The sequence below is a fragment of the Pusillimonas sp. ANT_WB101 genome, from assembly GCF_008369125.1.
Taxonomy (GTDB): domain Bacteria; phylum Pseudomonadota; class Gammaproteobacteria; order Burkholderiales; family Burkholderiaceae_B; genus Allopusillimonas.
This window is the reverse complement of sequence record NZ_VOAY01000001.1, coordinates 1,205,041-1,223,266: the sequence shown is the minus strand read 5'-3', so window position 1 is coordinate 1,223,266 and position 18,226 is coordinate 1,205,041. Positions and strand designations below refer to the sequence as shown.

22 protein-coding genes are annotated in these 18,226 nt (G+C 53.0%); 11 read left to right on the top strand and 11 right to left on the bottom strand.

What is annotated here, in order from left to right; translation table 11 throughout:
* Nucleotides 1-196 precede the first annotated feature (196 nt).
* Entirely contained in the window at nucleotides 197-499 is a 303-nt protein-coding gene (locus FQ179_RS05645) for a hypothetical protein (RefSeq protein WP_149396257.1), read from the top strand.
* Nucleotides 500-503: 4 nt separating this feature from the next.
* Here FQ179_RS05645 and FQ179_RS05640 read toward each other — a convergent pair whose 3' ends face one another.
* Complete coding sequence (locus FQ179_RS05640) at nucleotides 504-1,070, bottom strand: transcription termination/antitermination protein NusG (RefSeq protein ID WP_255474841.1); 567 nt, start codon at nucleotides 1,068-1,070, stop codon at nucleotides 504-506.
* Nucleotides 1,071-1,399: 329 nt separating this feature from the next.
* Between FQ179_RS05640 and FQ179_RS05635 the strand changes: the two genes are divergently transcribed.
* Complete coding sequence (locus tag FQ179_RS05635) at nucleotides 1,400-1,618, top strand: hypothetical protein (protein ID WP_149396256.1); 219 nt, start codon at nucleotides 1,400-1,402, stop codon at nucleotides 1,616-1,618.
* 62 nt (nucleotides 1,619-1,680) lie between these two features.
* Here FQ179_RS05635 and FQ179_RS05630 read toward each other — a convergent pair whose 3' ends face one another.
* Nucleotides 1,681-2,625, bottom strand: a complete 945-nt coding sequence (locus FQ179_RS05630; protein ID WP_149396255.1) for a LysR family transcriptional regulator — start codon at nucleotides 2,623-2,625, stop codon at nucleotides 1,681-1,683.
* Between the two features lie 134 nt (nucleotides 2,626-2,759).
* On the opposite strand from FQ179_RS05630, the gene FQ179_RS05625 reads away from it, so the two are divergent.
* Entirely contained in the window at nucleotides 2,760-3,977 is a 1,218-nt protein-coding gene (locus tag FQ179_RS05625) for a pyridoxal phosphate-dependent aminotransferase (RefSeq protein WP_149396254.1), read from the top strand.
* A 93-nt stretch (nucleotides 3,978-4,070) separates the two neighbouring features.
* Here FQ179_RS05625 and FQ179_RS05620 read toward each other — a convergent pair whose 3' ends face one another.
* Nucleotides 4,071-5,198 (bottom strand): Fic family protein, encoded by a 1,128-nt coding sequence (locus FQ179_RS05620; RefSeq protein ID WP_149396253.1) that lies wholly within the window; start codon nucleotides 5,196-5,198, stop codon nucleotides 4,071-4,073.
* A gap of 174 nt (nucleotides 5,199-5,372) precedes the next feature.
* Nucleotides 5,373-6,014 carry a DUF6088 family protein gene (locus tag FQ179_RS05615; protein ID WP_149396252.1) on the bottom strand — a complete coding sequence of 214 codons (642 nt, stop codon included), beginning with the start codon at nucleotides 6,012-6,014 and terminating at the stop codon, nucleotides 5,373-5,375.
* 292 nt (nucleotides 6,015-6,306) lie between these two features.
* Between FQ179_RS05615 and FQ179_RS05610 the strand changes: the two genes are divergently transcribed.
* Together FQ179_RS05610 and FQ179_RS05605 are read left to right on the top strand one after the other, a co-directional pair.
* Nucleotides 6,307-6,561, top strand: coding sequence for an Arc family DNA-binding protein (locus FQ179_RS05610; protein WP_149396251.1), 255 nt, complete (start codon nucleotides 6,307-6,309; stop codon nucleotides 6,559-6,561).
* On the top strand, nucleotides 6,561-6,983 hold the full coding sequence (locus FQ179_RS05605) for a type II toxin-antitoxin system VapC family toxin (protein ID WP_149396250.1): 423 nt from the start codon (nucleotides 6,561-6,563) through the stop codon (nucleotides 6,981-6,983). Before FQ179_RS05610 ends, FQ179_RS05605 begins: the two co-directional genes overlap by 1 nt.
* 111 nt (nucleotides 6,984-7,094) lie before the next feature.
* On the opposite strand, the gene FQ179_RS05600 is transcribed toward FQ179_RS05605, so the two are convergent.
* The 4 genes from FQ179_RS05600 to FQ179_RS05585 all read right to left on the bottom strand — a co-directional run bounded on the left by FQ179_RS05600 (nucleotide 7,095) and on the right by FQ179_RS05585 (nucleotide 10,770).
* Nucleotides 7,095-8,027: a glyoxylate/hydroxypyruvate reductase A gene (locus FQ179_RS05600; RefSeq protein ID WP_149396249.1), complete on the bottom strand. Its 933-nt coding sequence runs from the start codon at nucleotides 8,025-8,027 to the stop codon at nucleotides 7,095-7,097.
* A gap of 94 nt (nucleotides 8,028-8,121) precedes the next feature.
* Entirely contained in the window at nucleotides 8,122-8,841 is a 720-nt protein-coding gene (locus FQ179_RS05595; protein WP_149396248.1) for a cysteine hydrolase family protein, read from the bottom strand.
* Between the two features lie 45 nt (nucleotides 8,842-8,886).
* Nucleotides 8,887-9,693, bottom strand: a complete 807-nt coding sequence (locus FQ179_RS05590; RefSeq protein WP_149396247.1) for an aspartate dehydrogenase — start codon at nucleotides 9,691-9,693, stop codon at nucleotides 8,887-8,889.
* 114 nt (nucleotides 9,694-9,807) lie between these two features.
* Complete coding sequence (locus FQ179_RS05585) at nucleotides 9,808-10,770, bottom strand: LysR substrate-binding domain-containing protein (protein WP_149396246.1); 963 nt, start codon at nucleotides 10,768-10,770, stop codon at nucleotides 9,808-9,810.
* A gap of 179 nt (nucleotides 10,771-10,949) precedes the next feature.
* Here FQ179_RS05585 and FQ179_RS05580 point away from each other — a divergent pair, with 179 nt between their 5' ends.
* The 4 genes from FQ179_RS05580 (at nucleotide 10,950) to FQ179_RS05565 (ending at nucleotide 14,864) form a co-directional block, all read left to right on the top strand.
* Nucleotides 10,950-11,942, top strand: a complete 993-nt coding sequence (locus FQ179_RS05580; protein WP_149396245.1) for a tripartite tricarboxylate transporter substrate binding protein — start codon at nucleotides 10,950-10,952, stop codon at nucleotides 11,940-11,942.
* A 113-nt stretch (nucleotides 11,943-12,055) separates the two neighbouring features.
* On the top strand, nucleotides 12,056-13,063 hold the full coding sequence (locus FQ179_RS05575; RefSeq protein WP_149396244.1) for a TRAP transporter substrate-binding protein: 1,008 nt from the start codon (nucleotides 12,056-12,058) through the stop codon (nucleotides 13,061-13,063).
* The gene (locus FQ179_RS05570) at nucleotides 13,060-13,587 is read left to right on the top strand and encodes a TRAP transporter small permease (protein WP_149396243.1); all 528 of its coding nucleotides are present in this window, start codon (nucleotides 13,060-13,062) and stop codon (nucleotides 13,585-13,587) included. The genes FQ179_RS05575 and FQ179_RS05570 overlap by 4 nt, the downstream gene beginning before the upstream one ends.
* Nucleotides 13,587-14,864 (top strand): TRAP transporter large permease, encoded by a 1,278-nt coding sequence (locus FQ179_RS05565; protein WP_149396242.1) that lies wholly within the window; start codon nucleotides 13,587-13,589, stop codon nucleotides 14,862-14,864. Before FQ179_RS05570 ends, FQ179_RS05565 begins: the two co-directional genes overlap by 1 nt.
* A 418-nt stretch (nucleotides 14,865-15,282) precedes the next feature.
* On the opposite strand, the gene FQ179_RS05560 is transcribed toward FQ179_RS05565, so the two are convergent.
* Nucleotides 15,283-15,726 carry a RidA family protein gene (locus FQ179_RS05560; protein WP_149396241.1) on the bottom strand — a complete coding sequence of 148 codons (444 nt, stop codon included), beginning with the start codon at nucleotides 15,724-15,726 and terminating at the stop codon, nucleotides 15,283-15,285.
* 124 nt (nucleotides 15,727-15,850) lie between these two features.
* Nucleotides 15,851-16,063, bottom strand: coding sequence for a hypothetical protein (locus FQ179_RS05555; protein ID WP_149396240.1), 213 nt, complete (start codon nucleotides 16,061-16,063; stop codon nucleotides 15,851-15,853).
* A gap of 169 nt (nucleotides 16,064-16,232) precedes the next feature.
* Between FQ179_RS05555 and FQ179_RS05550 the strand changes: the two genes are divergently transcribed.
* Nucleotides 16,233-17,222 carry a hydroxyacid dehydrogenase gene (locus tag FQ179_RS05550; RefSeq protein WP_149396239.1) on the top strand — a complete coding sequence of 330 codons (990 nt, stop codon included), beginning with the start codon at nucleotides 16,233-16,235 and terminating at the stop codon, nucleotides 17,220-17,222.
* Between the two features lie 13 nt (nucleotides 17,223-17,235).
* Nucleotides 17,236-17,559, top strand: coding sequence for a LysR family transcriptional regulator (locus FQ179_RS05545; protein WP_149396238.1), 324 nt, complete (start codon nucleotides 17,236-17,238; stop codon nucleotides 17,557-17,559).
* Nucleotides 17,560-17,763: 204 nt separating this feature from the next.
* On the opposite strand, the gene tnpA is transcribed toward FQ179_RS05545, so the two are convergent.
* On the bottom strand, nucleotides 17,764-18,201 hold the full coding sequence (gene tnpA, locus FQ179_RS05540) for an IS200/IS605 family transposase (RefSeq protein WP_149396237.1): 438 nt from the start codon (nucleotides 18,199-18,201) through the stop codon (nucleotides 17,764-17,766).
* Between the last annotated feature and the right edge of the window lie 25 nt (nucleotides 18,202-18,226).

Below are 18,226 nucleotides of genomic sequence, written 5' to 3'. Positions count from 1 at the left end.
TGATTGCTATTCTAGCAACATATAAGGGCGTTGTTTTGTTGCATATACCCACGCTGCACGCTTAGGCCTTCGTTTTCTGTGTTTGGCCGCCATCGGGTAAACGTGATCAGCCTTACAGCCTATGGTGTCTACGTCACGCTAAGCCTATGTTATGTAACACTTATAAACATAAATAATCTGGCCGAGGTCTGCAATTATGAACCTGCGTAGCGAACTCCTTGGCAAGCATGCTTTGGCAAGTAAGCGGCACGGTCTGCTCGGTCTGGTTGGGGGCATAAGCGTGCACGCCTTAACGCACTTTTTGGCGGGGGTTTTGATCGCTGCCTTCCTGTTGCCAGAAAGCGCACTGGTTACCCTACTGGGTCTGGTAACGATCGTTGCCATGAGAACGTTGTATCGCTTTCTGGACCAGGGGCAGCTTACAGCTAGCGACGCCTGTAACGCGGGTTTGTTGCTGTTAGGCGGGGTGCTGTGCCTGCTGTACGGGCTAATCATTTAGCAGCTTAGTCCAGCGTTTCCAGATTGTCCGACGAAATTATCAGTTCACGCTGCTGGCCCAGTATTTCCATCAACAGCGTAACCCGCTTGGACGACACCGTATGCACCAGGCCTTCAAGGCCATCTAAGGGCGTGTCGCGCACACGCACGCGTCTGCCGGGGCGCAGGCGCGCCAGTTGGTCTTCGGGTGTTTCGTTACGCTTTTTTTCTAACGCCTGTATGGCCTTGAGCACGGCAGGGTCTAGGCTGGCGATCTTCAAACCAAATCTAATTAAGTGGGTAATCCCTCGGGTAGAGCGTACCGTGGCCAGTGATTGCTGTGGGTTGGCCGGCTGCAAAAAGATATACCGGGGAAACATGGGCTCGCTGCCTGCTATTTGCTTCTTGTACGTCTTGTACAGAGGCAGGTAGGCGTTAAAGCCCTGTGCCAGCAGGTTGTCCAAGGCAATACTTTCTTGACGTGGCCGCGTATGGGCTACGTACCAGGGTTGCGCTGGGCAGATGGTGGTCATTTCAGGTTGCGGCTCAATGTGCGCTGCGGGGCAGTGTTGCTTTTTTAATGTGGCTGGCATGGTCAAAATACCCATGATCTGCTGTCGAAACTGCCGCAGGTCTAAGGCGGTGTATAGCCAGGCATTTTACTAATGGTTGATGACAACGGTGTTGCGGTTCCATCAGATGCGTGCTGGTGTTTGGCTATAGCAGAATCGGCGATGTTTAAACGGTAAACAAGGCCCTAACACGGGCTTTTTTTATAGACAACCAATTCTAACATTGGCTGTCCAATATCTTGGTTTTCTGCCACGAGGCGCGCGGGTACACGTTTTAGCAGTGGCTGGCGCTGTTTTGTGCGTGCAGTTCAGGCCTGCTGCCAGTGGCGGGCGTTATCGGAGTTTTCTTCTTGCAAGCCTTGTTTCATGTTATCGCCGGGGTGCTTATTGCGGGCTTTCTTATGCCTGAAGGGCCGGTTGTTGTTATCTTGGGCTTGGCCGTTGTGGCGCTGATGAAAGCGGTATACAGCTATCTGGACACCGGGCGGCTGGCTTTAACGCAAGTGGGGTATTTAGGGCTTTTACTGGCGGGCGGGGTGCTGTATATGCTGTACCGGCTGTTTTTTTGAGGCTTAGTGGCAATTCGTTGGCTATAGCAATGCCTGCAGCATGCACGCGGCGTGGCGCGGCTTCACAAATTAGGCCCATCACCCACATAGGCAGATGCATAGTTATAGTGCTGCATAATGGGCAAGGTTTCTTGTGCGCTGCTGGCCGCACAGTGATCAATCAGCTTTACCAATTGGTTGGTTATTTCTGGGTAGCGGCATACAGATCGCTGCGCGATGCCGATTTCTCGAAAGGGCGGGTTGCCGGTAAGCGGCAGTACACGCAGCTTATCGCTGTAGGGTAAATATGCGGCGGTCATGGGCACAATGGCTACGCCTATGCCATGTTCAACGGCTTGAACCAGGCCGCTGACTTCGTCCAGTTCTAAAGCATCTTGAACGTTAATCTGTTCACGTCGCAGGTATAGGTCTATGGCGCGGCCACCAAATGATGAGCGGTCATAACGTATGTAGGGCAGGTCGTGCAAGGCGGCCTGCCAGTTGTTACCCGAATAATCGGCCGGAACCAAGGCCACAAATGGCTCGCGCAGCAGCGAATGCCAGTGGATTTCAGGTGGCGGAATAAACGGCGGGCGCACCATCACAGCCAGGTCAATTTCGCCCGAATCGATTTGCCCCAATATATTCAATGATGCTCCGGGCAGAACACGCACCGACATACCGGGAAAGCTTACGCGAAATGCGGCCAAGGCTTTCATAAGCCATGACTGCTGGGCGGATGTGATGGCACCTAAAGCAAGTGTGCCACGTGTGCCGGTGGTGTTGTCGAGCTTGCCCAGCTCGGTTACGGCCGACACGATGTCTTCTGCGCGGCGATGCACTTCGCGCCCGGCTGGCGTCAAGATGGCGCGCCGGCCAGTGCGGTCAAACAGGGTATGCCCGATCTGCTCTTCCAGCCGCTGGATGTGGCCGCTAACAGCGCCTTGCGTCAGGCCGATATGTTCACCGGCGCGTGCAAAACCGCCATGGCGCACCACGGCTAAAAAGGTGCGTAACTCTGTAATCATGACTGATCAGAATAAATAATGAGTTGCATCATTTATTGTAGCTTTATTTCGTTCAGTGTTGATGCGACACTGGGCTCTTGCGAAGGCCGCTGGGCTACTTGTTTTGGCTTTGATGAGACTTATAAGGAATAGTGATGGATCTGCTTACCGAAAAATTCAGAAAATTGGGCACTGACAATGCGCCTGGCCAAGAAGTGCGCCAGAATAATGCTGAGGATGCGCCGGCTTTGAAGGGCGATAATCTGGAAGGCCCCGTGGTGGACTTTTCTCATGGCGATGTGGATGCATTTACGCCAATACCTGGCTCTTTTGACGTGTTCGCCGATGGCGTTAAGCGCGGTGCTGCGCAGGCGTATACCGAATATCGCGGTAGCCTGGAGATCCGCCAAGATCTGGCCGCAAAGCTGGCTGACTTTACCAAAGCGCCTGTTGCGGGTGATGAAGATCTAATTATTACTTCGGGCACACAAGGTGCGCTGTTTTTGGCGGCAGCCAGTACCATCGCACGTGGCACCAAGGTAGCCATTGTTCAGCCTGATTATTTTGCCAACCGTAAGCTGGTTGAGTTTTTTGAGGGTGAGCTGGTACCCGTGCCTATGGATTATCTGGGTACTGAATCGGGGTCGGGCATTGATTTAAATGTGCTGGAAGCCGCGTTTAAAAACGGTACCGAAGTATTTATTTTTTCTAATCCCAATAACCCCGCCGGTGTGGTGTATTCGGCGCAAGAAATTGCCAGCATTGCCCAGCTGGCGGCCCGGTATTCGGTAACCGTGATTGTTGACCAGCTTTATTCACGCCTTTTATATGATGGTCAACAATATACGCACTTACGCGCCATGGATATGGGCGACGCTGACATCGTCACTATTATTGGCCCTTCAAAAACAGAATCCATGAGTGGGTATCGGGTAGGTGTTGCCTTTGGTTCGCCCAAGATTATTAGCCGCATGGAAAAACTGCAGGCCATCGTGGCGTTGCGCGCCGCTGGGTATAACCAGGCCGTGCTAAAAACGTGGTTTGCAGAACCCCAAGGCTGGATGCTAGACCGCACCCGCAAGCACCAGGCCATACGCGATGACATGCTTGAAGTACTGCGCGGCGCAGAAGGCCTGCAGGCGCGTACACCCCAGGCGGGTAGTTATCTGTTTCCGCAGCTGCCTAAGCTAACGATATCGGGGCTGGAATTTGTTCGCGCGCTGCGTTTGCAGGCTGGGGTTATTGTGACGCCCGGCACCGAGTTTAGCCCGCACTCTGAGTCAAGCATACGGTTTAATTTTTCGCAGGATCATGGCAATGCGGTGCGTGCTGCAGAGCGAACTGTGGAGATGATTGAGCGGTATCGTGCTTGATTGCAGGCAAGCCATACCGTAAAATTACCCCCAATATGCCCGACGCCTCTGCACTTTGTGTACGCGTCGGTTCTCATTTGTGCTGGGGCATTTTCAGCCTTCAAAACCATAATGGCGTACTTCGTAGTGGGTGCTTCGACCACCCGCTGCAGTTTTCTGAAGCACTTCGTACTGTACCAACTCGGTAATGTCCCGAAGCGCTGTGTCTTGCGAGCACTTGGCGATCGCTGCCCATTTTCTCGTCGTTAGTTTGCCTTCAAACCCGTCCAGCAGCCGGTTCAGCACCTTGATTTGGCGTTCATTCATGGGGATGGTCGCAGCCCGTTGCCAGAACTTTGTCTTGGCCAGCACTTGATCGAGGGTGCCGTGTGCGTATTCGACAGTTTTTTGCAACGTTGCCAAAAACCATTCCAGCCAGCCAGTCACATCCATGCCACGCTTTTGGGTGCGTTCAAGCATGTCGTAATAGGCTTTGCGGTCTCGCTGAATTTGCGCAGAAAGGCTATAGAACCGCTGCGTGCTTCCGTCAGCCCGTGTCAGGAGTAGGTCGCCTATGGCGCGGGCAACTCGGCCATTGCCGTCATCAAACGGGTGTAATGTGACGAACCATAAGTGGCCCAAGCCCGCACGCAGCAGGGCGGGCTCTGTGGCGTGGGTGTTATTCAGCCAGGCCAGGAAGCGATCCATCTCGGCGGGCAGGCGGCTGGCTGGTGGTGCTTCAAAGTGTATTTTTTGACGGCCAATTGGGCCTGAAAGCACTTGCATTGGGCCGGTGGAGTCGTCACGCCACGTACCGACGTGAATGCGGCTTATGCCAGAGTAGCCTGTTGGGAATAAGGCGGCGTGCCAGCCAAACAGACGCTTAGTAGTGAGTGGGGCGGTCGCATTGCTGGTTGCGTCCAGCACCATATCTACTACGCCTTCTACATGACGATCTGCAGGGGCCAGAGCACCGTTGTCTACGCCCAGGCGACGAGCGACTGAGGATCGAACAGAGGCTACATTTAGCGTTTCACCTTCGATGGCGCTGGTTTGGACGACGTCTTGGGTGAGGGCAGACAGGCTGGCTTCGTCACGCAAGGCCATGCCGACGTCTGCCAAGCGACCGAATAGTAGCCCCTGGGCACGGCTAACCGCTGCCAAGGGCTCGGCCAGAGCAGCCAGATCATATTGCCAGTTAGGCCAGTGCGGGGATTGCCAGATGTATTCACCGTAATTCATGCGGTGATTATGTGGCGCCTTTGTTTTGTTGTCAAACTTTGAATCTAGGGGGACTCGTGGGGAGGCCCATCGTTGGGGATTTGCAGAGATTCAGTGAAATATCATCCCCGGTTGAAAGGGTTGAGGCGCAGCTCCACGTCAGTAATGGCTTGCAGCACGTCGCCGATAGCCTTATTAGTGCAATGGTTTGGGTTCGCGTCCAGGCAGTTCGCGTACGACAGCTTGCATCCACGCCGGCAATGTGTTGAAGCCGTTCAGCAGATCCTGGCGGATGGCATCGCCCTGAGTGGGGTCATTCACCAGCAATGAAAACCGCTTGACGATACGTGGTTTGTCTGCAGGCAAAGTGTCCTTGAGCCAATGCAGAGCCTGCACGACGCGCATCGCCGGTCGGCCCGCCCAATACAAGCGGCTTGGGGCCGTTACTTTGAATTTGATTGTGAGCTTGTCGAGCTGTATGCTGCGCCGGCGCGTGTCGGTGTGAATTGTGACATGGGCGGGCACGGCATCGGTCAGGCCAAGGTCGTTTGCGGCGGTCATGCCGTCGACCAGCAAGCGCAACTGGTCGCGGCGGGCGATTGCATCCACAACCGCTCGGTAGTCCGGTGTCGAAGCTTTCTTGGTCAGGCTGTTCAACTTGGCGCGGTCATACAGGCCACGGTCGATACGTCGAAGCTGGCCACTCGTGACAAGGCGTTGCAGCGCTTTGTCCACGGAGTCGCGGCTGCCAAGATGGGTGAAATCAGTTGGTACCCAAACTTGGCTAGGAGTGGCCATGTCGATGTGGGCCTTGATCTGAGTTTTCATATCGTTCATAGAGCACCTTTGTCCGATATTTGTATATCTTTTTCCGACAGAAGGCAAGTTTGTCCGAAGTATATAGTCAAATTTCGGACAGAACAGTCACCAACATGCTGCGTGCAAGTTCTTACGCGAGGTTTGACGATATGAAGCAGAAAGCATCCAGTTAGCAAAGAAGGGGGGGGCAATTCTGCTGACCAAGGGCGAAAGAATTAATGGCCATTGACAGCGTCTGCGCGGTGAGCACTTGTTCGAAATGATTGCAGAGACTAAAATTGTTTTAATCTCAATCAAAAGGGTGTTTTGAATGCGATCAGTTACTGTAAGAAATGTACCTGAAGAGGTACATCGTGCCATCCGCGTTCGGGCCGCTCAACATGGCCGCAGCATCGAGGCAGAAATGCGTGACATTCTTGAGTCCGCCGTAAGACCGGAGGGCCGTGTAAAGCTGGGTTCGCTGCTGACCGAGATTGGCCGCAAGGTCAAATTGACCGAAGAAGAATTTGCCATTTTCGAAAGCGTACGCGATCAAACTCCGGCTCGTGCAGCGAGTTTTGAATAATGATTTTGCTGGATACGAATGTCATTTCAGAGCCGCTGCGACCATCCCCTATTGCGCGTGTCAGTGACTGGATCGACGCGCAGCCGATCGAAACACTGTATCTGTCGGCAATGACCGTAGCCGAGCTGCGTGCTGGTGTTGCGTTGATGCCGTCCGGTAAGCGGCGGCAGACGCTGCATGAACACATTGAAAAGCGTGTGCTACCGATGTTCGCTGGCCGAGTGCTGCCGTTTGATATGGCTTGCACGAACGCCTATGCCGAGCTGACGGCCACGGCTCGACAGGCCGGTAGTGTCATCCAGACCGCTGATGCACTGATTGCGGCTGTGGCTCAGGTCAACAGATTTATCGTTGCAACCCGCGACGTAAAGCCCTTCCGCAGTGCTGGTCTGGACGTTATCAATCCGTGGGAGGATGCCTAAGGTCTAGGCACAGCGGCCTGGTATCTGAAGCACGAATGCGGGCCTGCAGGTCCGACCAAATAGTCACGAGTGGGTGGTGACTATTTGGCAAGGGGCGGTCACTATTATCAGTTAATAGCCCCGGTTGCGCTCCACCAGCCCCGACACCGGCTCACCCGCTATGAATGCGCGTACTTTTTCTGCTGTCTGGCGGATGGTGACATCGCGCAGGCTGGCTGCCGACATATGGGGCGTTACTGTGACACCGGGGTGAGCCCAGAATGGATGGTCGGCGGGTAAGGGCTCTTGGGCAAACACATCGAGGGTGGCCTGCTGGATGTGGCCTTCATCCAGCATGGCCAGCAAGTCTTGCTCGACAAGGTGCTCGCCGCGACCCATGTTTATGATGCAGGCGCCGGGCAGCAGTTGTTCGAAGGTTTTACGACACAATATTGAATGCGTTTCTGAGGTTAGCGGCAATGTGTTGATGAGCACTCGCGTGCGCGACAAAAAGCCTGAAAACTGCTCGTCGCCCGCCCAGGTTTCCACGCCATCCAGCTGTTTGGCGCTACGCGACCATCCAGCAACGGGGTAATCAAACCCGGCAAGGGTTTGAGCCACGCGGCTTCCCATTACGCCTAGCCCCAGCACGCCTACGGGCCACGCATCACGTTGGATGTCGGGCAGGCGTTGCCAATTTTTCTGTTGTTGCTGCTGCTGATAGGCATCAAAGTTACGTGAGGCGCGCAGTAGCGCCCAGGTGGCGTACTCGGCCATCTGAACCGCCATGCCGGCGTCTTCCAGACGATATATGGCGACCTTGTCGGTTAAGCCCGGGCGCTGCAATATGGCGTCAACGCCAGCTCCCAGGTTAAACACTGCCCGCAGGTTTTTTTCACGCTCAAAAATTTGCGTTGGCGGGTTCCACACAATGGCCAGCTCTGCGTTAATGCTGTCGCCGTTCTCGTCCCATTGCACGAACTCAAGATAAGGCAAAGCCTTTCGCAGTGGGTTGATCCATACGTCGGGATCATGGCTGTGTGACGAAGCGAAAAGTATTTGCATGGTGGTACCTTCTAGTTACGGGCGGGGCGGGGCGTATTTACAGGGTCGAAGCGCAAGCAGGCTCAGACCACATGTCTGTTTAAATTGTTCGGTGCTACTGTGGCGTTGCAGCCCATAGCTTTTCTATGTCAGACAGCGTCGCTGTTAGTCCATAAAAGGTGCGATGCGTGCGAAGGATGGCCTCATGGGTTTCCCGGGTCGAGGTGGCACAGGCATCTTCGCATAAGACGGGATAATACCCATCGAAAAATGCGTCAGTAGCGGTGCTATGGATGCAGACGTCGGTGTTAACACCCGCCAGGACAAGACTGCGTACCTGATGCGCATCCAGTATTTGCGTTAAAGACGTGCCTCTAAACGCCGAATACATGTTTTTAGTGAGCAGTGGTTCGTCGGGCAGTCGTGAAATTATGCTTTCGTGCCATTGGGCACCTTCTGATCCTTCGCTCACCAATAACTCGTCGTGTACCCAGCGTTCACGCGGCAGATTGCGCAAATGCACTGACAGGTAATTAGAAAGTGCTTCGGCAAAACTGTGGCTGGTCTGAACCCATATCACCAGAACCCCGGCCTCGCGGGCAACGCGCACAAGGCGGTTAATGTTATCAATAACCTGACGTTGAGGCATAAGATCAAGCCCGCGCCGGGCCAGCAGGCCTTGCTCGGACACAAAATCGTTCTGCATATCAATGACCAGCAGGGCGCTTTTTTGTCGAACAAGCTGTTCTTCCAGTGTTAATGCCAGGGGCATGCCAGCGCTTATGCCGGCGGGCAGAGTTTGCTGGTGTGACCGGTTTACAGAAAAGGTTGACATGTTTGCCTCAGTGTTGATGCAGCCCGCATACTTGCGTTGCGCGCCTTAGGTGCCAACGCTTAGCGGGGCGTGAAGCTTGCGCAACATGGCAATAACGCTTTGCGCCGTTATGCGCCCGGTTTTCGGGTTATTGGTGGGAACGTTCTGAATTTGCATGGTCAGCAAGGCAGAATCAGATACAACTTCTATTCGATGGGTGTTGTGATTTATTGTGGGGTCTGCCCACACTTCAAGGCTTGTTTTGTCTGGGCCAATACCGGCAAGCGCCACACTTACGGCCACATTCAGGTTAGCCGGGAAGCCAATCGCAACCTCGCGTGCCGAACCTGAAAAAATCATGGTGGGTTCTTTTAGGCTTAACACATCGATATTGTTTTTCTCAAGGTAGGGCGCCCCTAAGAAGCCTTTCAAGGGCTTGCGCGACACAATCTTGACGGATTCAACTGTACCTTCGGCGGTAGCCAGAATGGCGTCAAGGCCAAGAATGGCACCCGATGGTACCAGTAGCTGGCCGTGGTGCTGACGTGCCAGTTCTATTAATGCGGGTTGCAGCAATAGCGCACTGCTACTCAGGGTGATGACTTTTTTTCCGGCTTTCAGGAAGGGCTCTGCGATAACGGTAAGCAGTGGCGCGGGCGCACATTCGATTACGATGTCGCAGTATGGCTCCATGTTGTCCAGCGTTGTGAACCGCGGCGCGCCTTGACTGCCCCAGTCAAACTCGGGCGGCGCATCGGGGTTTCTGACCCCAACCACAGTCAGCTCAATGCCTTCAATGCCCTGTGCTATATGTTCAGCGATTGAACGACCAATCGCACCGAAGCCTGCAACACCTATTCTTGTCTTTCGCATTTGCCGAGTTCCTGTTTCTAAAAATTCATTCAACCTTGAAGGTATTGAAATGCATTCTAGGAAACCCGGATGGAACAAACAAACGATTTATGATCAACTAAGGCATTAGTACAGCTAATAGCGCAGTGTTTCTGCTGCTTCGGCCAGCACCCATTGGCGAAATTTTTGAATGGCTGCTGATTTTCGTGACTTGGTTTGCGTTAGCAGGTAATAGTCACCCGCACTTGGAACGGGCTTAACGCCATCGGGCAATATCACGGTTAATTCGTTTCTGCCAGGGTAGTTATGCAGCAATACGTCTGGAATGAGCGCGATCCCTTTGTTTTCTAGGGCCGCACCAAGCGCAATGTAGAAATGCCCGTACTCAAGTTTGTCGCCGTTGTCAGTGTAATGAGCACCGCCAGCGCTCAGCCAGTCGTGCCATGCGTTGGCCCGGCTGGCAGTATGTATAAGGCGTGACGAGGCAAAGTCTGCCAGTTGCGTAATAGGTGGCTGCGCGGCATACCATTGCTTTGATGCAACCGGTACCATAACGTCTGGCCACAGCAGGTCAGCTTCGATGTCGGTCCAGTCTTCAAGCAAGACAAGGTCTACGGCGGGGGCCTTTGCAGGGTAACGCTTGCCGGGCAGCTTACCTACACGTATCGCAACATCGATGTTATCGGCATGCATGTCAACGGTGCGTATGTCAGACACCACGCGCACCTCAATGTCTGGTTGTTGCGATGTAAACGAGGATAATCGCGGCATTAACCAGAGTATGCCAATGGTAGGAATGGTACTGACGGTTAATGTTTGAAGATGGTTTGGGCGTTTAATGTCGTCAACGGCTTTTTCAAAACCGTCGAGCAAAGTGCGGCACGCATGATAAAAACTACGACCATGCTCGGTAAGCTCTATGTTGCGGGCGTGACGCACGAACAGGGCGGTGCCCAGAAATTCTTCAAGCTTGCGAACCTGAAGACTGAGTGCGCCTTGCGTTAAGTGCAACTCTTCGGCGGCCTTTGTAAAGGAAAGGTGCTTGGCGACTGCTTCAAAATAACGTGCGGCCAGCAGGGGTGGAAGCCTTTGAGTCATACGCGAGTGGTAAACCGCCTTTAAATGGACTCATTAGTTTATCTCATAAAGCGAGGATATTAAATCGTTTGTACCTGCGTCACTACGTCACTAAGATTGGGACCATGTGTGCAAAACACGCCACAACACGTAAAAGCAAACGGGTTGCGCACGTTCAATGAAAACAAAAGGAGACACCAATGATCCAGCGAAGTAATTTTCGAAAAGGTTTTCGCCATTTTTTGACGGGCAGCGTCACGTTTGCACTGATCGGCATGGCAACGGCTGCGCAAGCCTGGCCAGACCGGCCTATAAAAATGATTGTGCCGTTTCCCGCCGGGGGCATTAATGATGTGGTCGGGCGCCTAACCGCTGCCCAGTTGGAAAAAGAACTGAACACCACCGTTATCGTTGATAACCGCACCGGCGCCGGGGGCACCATTGGCACAGCCCTGGCCGCTGGAAGCGAGCCTGATGGCTATACGATTCTTCTTGGAGCCAGCAGCACGATCGCCGTCGCGCCCAATTTGTATAAAAACCTTACGTATTCACCGACGAAAGATCTTCAGGCCATAGGTGGCATTGCTTCAGCGGCCAGTGTGCTTGTGGTTGGCGAAAAATCAAAATGGAAGGATTTAGATCAATTAATTAACGCCGGCAAGCAGGATTCTGCCCATCTTAATTATGGTTCGGCCGGCGCGGGAACCAGCCACCACATCCAAACCGAAATGCTTAAACTGCGCACCGGCGCAAAATGGACGCATGTGCCGTATCGCGGCGGTGCGCCAGCCATGACAGACTTGATTGGTGGCCAGATTGATTTTCTTCTGGAGCCACTGCCCACGGCACTGCAGAACATTAATTCGGGCCGCGTCCGGCCGATTGCCGTCACCACGAAAAATCGCTCTTCAGCGTTGCCTGACGTTAAAACGATGGAAGAGCTAGGCGTTAAAGACTTTGATGCATCACTCTGGTTTGGCGTGTTTGTGCCTGCTGGTGTTGACGCTGAAAAAGTGGCAATACTGAGCGACGCCTTGAAGCGCGTTTTTGCAAAAGAGCAAGTCAAGAAGGATTTTGCCGAACGCGGCCTGACAACCTATGACGGCACACGCGAGCAATTTAATGACTTTGTCGTGTCAGAAATTAAGGTTTGGGGTGATGTCATAGATCGCGCCAAGATCAGTGTGGAATAAAACACGGGCCTGGCTGGCTCTCTAGGTGATGACGTCGGCCGATTGCTTTTATTAATTATTTTAAGGAAGGCGAGGCTTGTGCGTGGCCAGGTTGATTTAAGAATCCTTTGGCTATGGGCAAAAGCATCGACGCAAAAAAAACCATGAAACGAATTCTAAGTCTCAGTATCGCCGCGTTATTTTTTAGTTCTGCCGCCGTGGCAAAGCCAGTAAGTGCCAATTTTGGACATGGATTTCCTCAAGGCTCGATTCACCACGAGGCGGCGACGGAATTTGCCAAGGAAGTGAGCGAACGCAGCGACGGTGCGATAAACGTTCACGTGTTCCATTCAGGCCAGTTGGGTAGCGCACGTGAAATGTTCGAGGGCCTGCAATTGGGGTCGTTGGAGATGACTTGGGTTCCTACTGCGCGTATCAGTGGCTTTGCGCCTCAACTTCAGTTGTTCGATCTTCCGTTTGTTTTCAAGGATATGGATTTCCTTGAGCAGGTGGTCGATGGTGATGTCGGAACGAAGTTGTTGGACTCTCTTGCAGAGCAGCAGGTAACCGGGGTCGGCTTCTATATTGATGGGTTTAAGGCAATGACGGCCAATAAACCATTGCGCACGCTAGAAGATTTTAATGGCGTCAAGTTCAGGACGATGGAAAGTGAAATCGTCATGTCTTTCTACCGCTCGCTTGGGGCAAACCCAGTTCCTATGGATTACGCCGAGGTATACAACGGTTTGCAGATGGGAACTATTGATGCCCAGGAAAACCCGGTGGTACTAATCCATGATATGAAGTTTCAAGAGGTGCAGAAGCATCTGACTATTTCTGAACATGCCGCGCTGGCTGGCGTTCTTGTGTACAGCACGCAATGGTTTAAGGGTCTTACAGACGAACAACAAGCCATGTTGATGGATGCCGGACGCAAACTGGTAAAACGTCAACGTCAATTGGCGCAGGATGTTGAAAAGAAGGATCTAGACGCAATCAGGAACGCTGGCGTCACGGTATATGCATTAAGTGCCGAAGAAAAACAGCCTTTGCGAGAAGCCACAAAAGGGATTCAGTCAGAGTATGTCAAAAAGAATGGTGATGAGCTGCTCAAGCAGATTGAGGCCCAGGCCAGTAAATGAGTCGACCCAAAAAACGGCAAAACCGGTTTAGATCGGCAGAGGAAATCTTCATAGGGGTTCTTCTGCTGGTCATTACCGGGGTAATCTTCGCCAATGTTGTTCTTCGCTACGCGTTTGGCTCAAGTTTAAGCTGGGCGGAAGAACTCGCGAGGTATGGCGTTATCTGGATCACGTTCATCGGCGGTAGTGTATGCGTGTATCGGCGCTTGCATATTGCAGTCGATATCTGGGGCGAGCATCTAAGTTACCGTGTCAACCGCTGGTGGCTTGCTGGCGTGCATGCACTGAGCGCAGCAACTTGCGGTGCCTTCGTCTGGTACTCAGCACAGCTTGTCATGAAAGCCATTCAGACCAATCAGAACACCATCGCCTTGGGGCTACCCATGTGGCTGATGTACGGTGCCATGACGATTGGCGGAACGCTTATGTTTTTTCGCTTCCTGATATTGATCTGGACCCCTCCGCCAGTATTGTCCAACAATCTATCACCCGCTGATGCCTCTACTGATAGGACGGAATCGTAATGCTGGGCTTTACGGGTGCACTCATTGGTCTCATGTTGTTAAGGACGCCTCTTTTCGTCGCGTTCTTGCTGACATCGTTGGTTTATATCGCACTGTTCACAAACTTCCCGCCAAGCATTGTGGTTCAGCGTACCTTTTCGGGCCTCGATAAGTTTCCGCTGATGGCTGTCCCCTTGTTCATACTTGCGGCAAACGTCATGGGCCGGGGCGGGATGTCTACACGTATTATTGACTTCGCCAAGTCATTGGTTAGCCCAATGCCCGGCGGCCTTGCGCTTGCCACAGTTTTAGCATGCATGCTGTTTGGCGCAGTGTCTGGATCCAGCCCGGCGACCGTTATTGCAATCGGGGGCATTATGTACCCCGCGTTGATCAAAAGTGGCTATGCCCCCGGCTTTTCAACGGGTCTGATCAGCGCAAGCGCATCCGTGTCAGCGATTATTCCGCCAAGTATCGGAATGATCATTTATGGCACGGTGGCCAATGTCTCGATAGGCAAGTTGTTTATTGCGGGCATCATACCGGGGATTTTGTACGGTTTGATGTTCATGCTGTATGCCCTGGTTCTATGCTTGTGGAGTGGTCACAAAAGCAACGACCATTATCGCTGGGAACAAATTCTCAGCTCACTTAAGCGAGCCATCTGGGCGCTCGGTGTGCCCATCATCATCATTGGTGGCATATATGGCGGGATCGTAACGCCTACAGAATCTGCTGCAGTGGCGGCGGTTTATACGATTTTTGTTGCAATGGTCGTATACCGTGAAGTGGACGTAAGGGGCTTACTCGATATTGCCATTGATTCTGCTGCAATCACTGCACAGATTATGATTTTGATTGGTGCGGCGTCAGCAATGGCATGGTTGCTGACTATTGAACGGGTTCCCGTCGAAATTTCACAATGGTTGACCAGCACGTTCAGTTCCAAGATTGCGCTTCTGCTCATGATCAACTTGATTCTGGTTATAGCGGGCATGTTTTTAGATCCCACGTCAGTAACGGTGATCTTTGCGCCATTGTTTCTTCCAGTCGCCAATGCTATCGGCGTAGACCCGATTCATCTTGGCATTATCATTTTGGTAAACGGCGCGCTGGGCATGTTCACACCACCGTTCGGGTTTAACTTGTTTGTGGCGTCATCGCTGTTCAACACGTCGATGGTCCGCCTTGCGCGGGCGGTTATACCGTTCATCATCTTGTCGATTTTGGTCGTGTTAATGGTTACGTTTATTCCAGCACTGTCACTCTGGTTGCCGCAGACATTCAAAGCGTTTTAAGTGACGGAGGGCAGGCAGGGCGAAAACCACGCATAGACGCCGATTGCGGCGCGCGTGCTGCGGCCCGCCTCAGCTTGCTGGGTAACCAGGTATTCAGGCGCGAAGTCACCCAGGCAAGATGTACATGACAGTGTCAGAAGCCTGTGTCAGAAGCCAGCCTAATCCAGGCCAGCTATAACAGCATCTACTTGTGCCGAAAAATCAGGCGATCGGCGTTTACGTAAGCCTTGAAGGTTGGCAAGCTTTCGACATAGTGCGGGAAGGTTTGCTGTAGGGGTGGGGCACTGCAGGAAAGACCAATCAGGTTCTGAGCAGACTGACTTTCCTGTCTGATTGCTGCACAAAATCGATTACGTCTGCGTGAAAACGATTAGAAATCCGGTGTGTTGCGCAGATTCGATTATTTTTTGGGTTAACGTTAGGTTGCCTTAGCAGCGCTCGCAATCAATGAAATTTCAACAGGCGCGTTGCCCGGCAATGTATAGACGCCGATTGCAGCGCGCGTGCTGCGGCCCGCGTCACCCAGTTCGTTAACCAGGTATTCAGACGCGAAGTCAGCCAACTTGGCGTGCTGTTCGAACTCTGCGTCGGCAGCGATGTACACCGTCATGTGCAGCACCTTGCCTACTTGCTCATCACTGTTTAACGTTGATTTTGCGGCCACAAGCGCATTAGCCGCTGCCAGCTGAACCGCCTCTTTGTAGTCACCCAATGCCTGTGCGCTGCTGACCTTTCCTTTAAGAATAAGCGTGCCATCGCGTCGGGGGGTCATGCCAGCGGTAAATATTTGATCGCCATCGCGCGTGGCTGGCAGATAGTTGCCTTGGGGTATCGGTAAAGATGCTTTAGCAGAGTCAGTCATTTTTTTGATGTGTAGTGGGTGTTGGTTGATTGTACCGAGTACGAGCAGCGAATAGCCTAGCAGCACAGCGTACCAGCTCTGCCTTCTTATAGACGTATAGCGGGCAGGTTACCGCTTTGTCGAATCACGAGCCAGACGAATTTTTGCGTTGCTCGCGCCGACGCTTGTTCTTGTTTTTTGACGGTGGCTGCAAAGACTTTTCTAGCGCCTGGGCGGCGACAACCGCCTGTTTGCGTTCGGCAGCGCGTTTGTTGCGATAAAGCACTATGGCCCTGACGAGGCCAAACGAGACGGCGAACGTTACGACAACAATAATAGCGCCAGTTAAATCACCCATAATCTGCTTCTTGAAAAACGTTAAACGATACCACTGTGGGGGCGCGTTAGTGTTGCTTAGCCTGGGTTAGAATTGTTTTTTGGCAGCCTGTCGTGGCCTTAGCGACAAGCAAAAGGCCAACAAGGGCTGTTTTTATGGCCTTACATAAAAATTATACGGAGACAATGCATTGAACAAGCAGCCGTTTGTACTCTTGACAGACGCCATCGCGCCGTCAGCTACCGCGCTGATGGCTGCGCGGGCACACGTTGAAATAGCTAAAGACAAATCAGAACAGGGCTTAATTGATGCCGCCCGTCTGGCCGACGTTATTGTTGTTCGCTCGCCGCTACCACCGGCCTTGTTTGAGCAGGCCACACGCCTGCGCGGCGTGGTGCGCCATGGCGCAGGCATAGACATGATCCCCGTGGATGCCGCATCACGTCATGGCGTTGCGGTGGCCAACGTGCCGGGGGGCAATGCCGGCTCAGTCGCTGAATACGCGATCGGGCAAATGTTAAACCTCTCCCACAAGTTCACCCACATTGATAAAACATTGCGGCAAGAAGGGTGGTCTGCCGCCCGTGCTCTGTCTGACAACAAGGTTGAGATCGAAGGCCAGACACTAGGCATTGTAGGCATAGGCCAGATCGGACAAAATCTGGCGCGGAAAGCACATCATGGTTTCAATATGAATGTTATTGCCTATCGACCCAGCGGCGCACCATCTGATTCATTTGTTGAAATGGTGGATTTGCCTGCTTTGTTCGAGCGCTCTGATTTTATCGTGCTTGCCTGCCCACTGAATGAGAAGACCAAAGGTCTGGTAGATGCCAGCCTGCTGGCGAGAATGAAGCCAACTGCATGTTTGATTAACGTGTCACGAGGTGGTGTCATCGATGAACCCGCCTTGATCGACGTGCTTTCTAAAGGCCATATACGAGGCGCAGCGCTCGATGTATTTACGACCTCGCCGCTGCCAGCGTCATCGCCTTTGCTGCAACTGGGTAATGTGCTGGTTACCAGCCATATTGCCGGGATCACCAAGCAGAGCATGCAGTGCATGGGAGAGGGCGCTGCCAAGCAGGTGTTGCAAATACTTGATGGCCAGCTGCCCGAGCATTTGTGGAATAGCGAATGTCGTGATGAAATTGTCGCGCGGTTTGAGCGGTTGAGTTGACGGTGTGCTGACTATGGCGCCGTTTAATCAACGAGCACTCGAGATCGTGCTGCTGATTGCAGATCATGGTTCGGTGACGGCCGCCGCAAAGGTACTCGGGGTGACGCAGTCGTTTGTTAGCAAGCAGCTTGTTCGCCAGGAGGACGAGTGGGGTGATCGCCTGTTTGACCGTACGGGTCGCGGTATGGTGTTGTCAAGCTTTGGCCGCGAGGTTATCCCGGAGATAAAAAGCCTGCTGGCGCAGGCCCGTCGCCTTGACGAATGCGTCAGAGACAACTCCGGTGTACCCGCCGGGATCCTGCGTGTATGGGCAAGATCGAAAAAGCAGCAGACGTAAAAATTAATTAGTAGAGTCGGTCAGAGAGTGCGTCGCGGTGGCGCGCTCTTATCAATGCGGAGCAAAGAATGTCGAAGAATGTGCAGCACAAGCCCGTCGCTATGACCGATGACGATCTGAAGATAGTTGAAATTGAACATGTTGCGAGCGCATTCCCCACCCTAGCCTAACGGGCAGGGTGGGGGTCAAGCGAACGGCGTTTGGTTAAAGCGCCTTGCCTTTCTTTCTCGCCTGTTCTTCGGTGCCTTGGCTGTCCACATACGCTCTAACCGTCTCCAGTGTGGCCCCGCCCACACTGCCCGCAAAATAGGCCCGGTGCCAGAACATTGGCTTGCAATAGAATGCAGCCAGATGCTCGGCAAATCGATTCCTGCTACGCCGGGCGCTGGCGGTCTTGAGGTTGTTAATCAACACCGAAATATTCATAGCTGGATGAATGTCGATTAGCAGGTACACATGATCGGACTCGCCGCCGAACTCCACCAGCTTGCAACGCCACGCCGCCAAAATGTCCGAGAACGCTGTTTGCAGGTAATCCAGTAGCTCAGGCGTTAACGTCTTGCGTCGATATTTGGTCACAAAAACAACATGCAGCTTAATGTTATAAACAGCGTGAGACAGCGATTTATTGTTGGTTTGCATGCTTGCGCCTTAATACATAATTGCT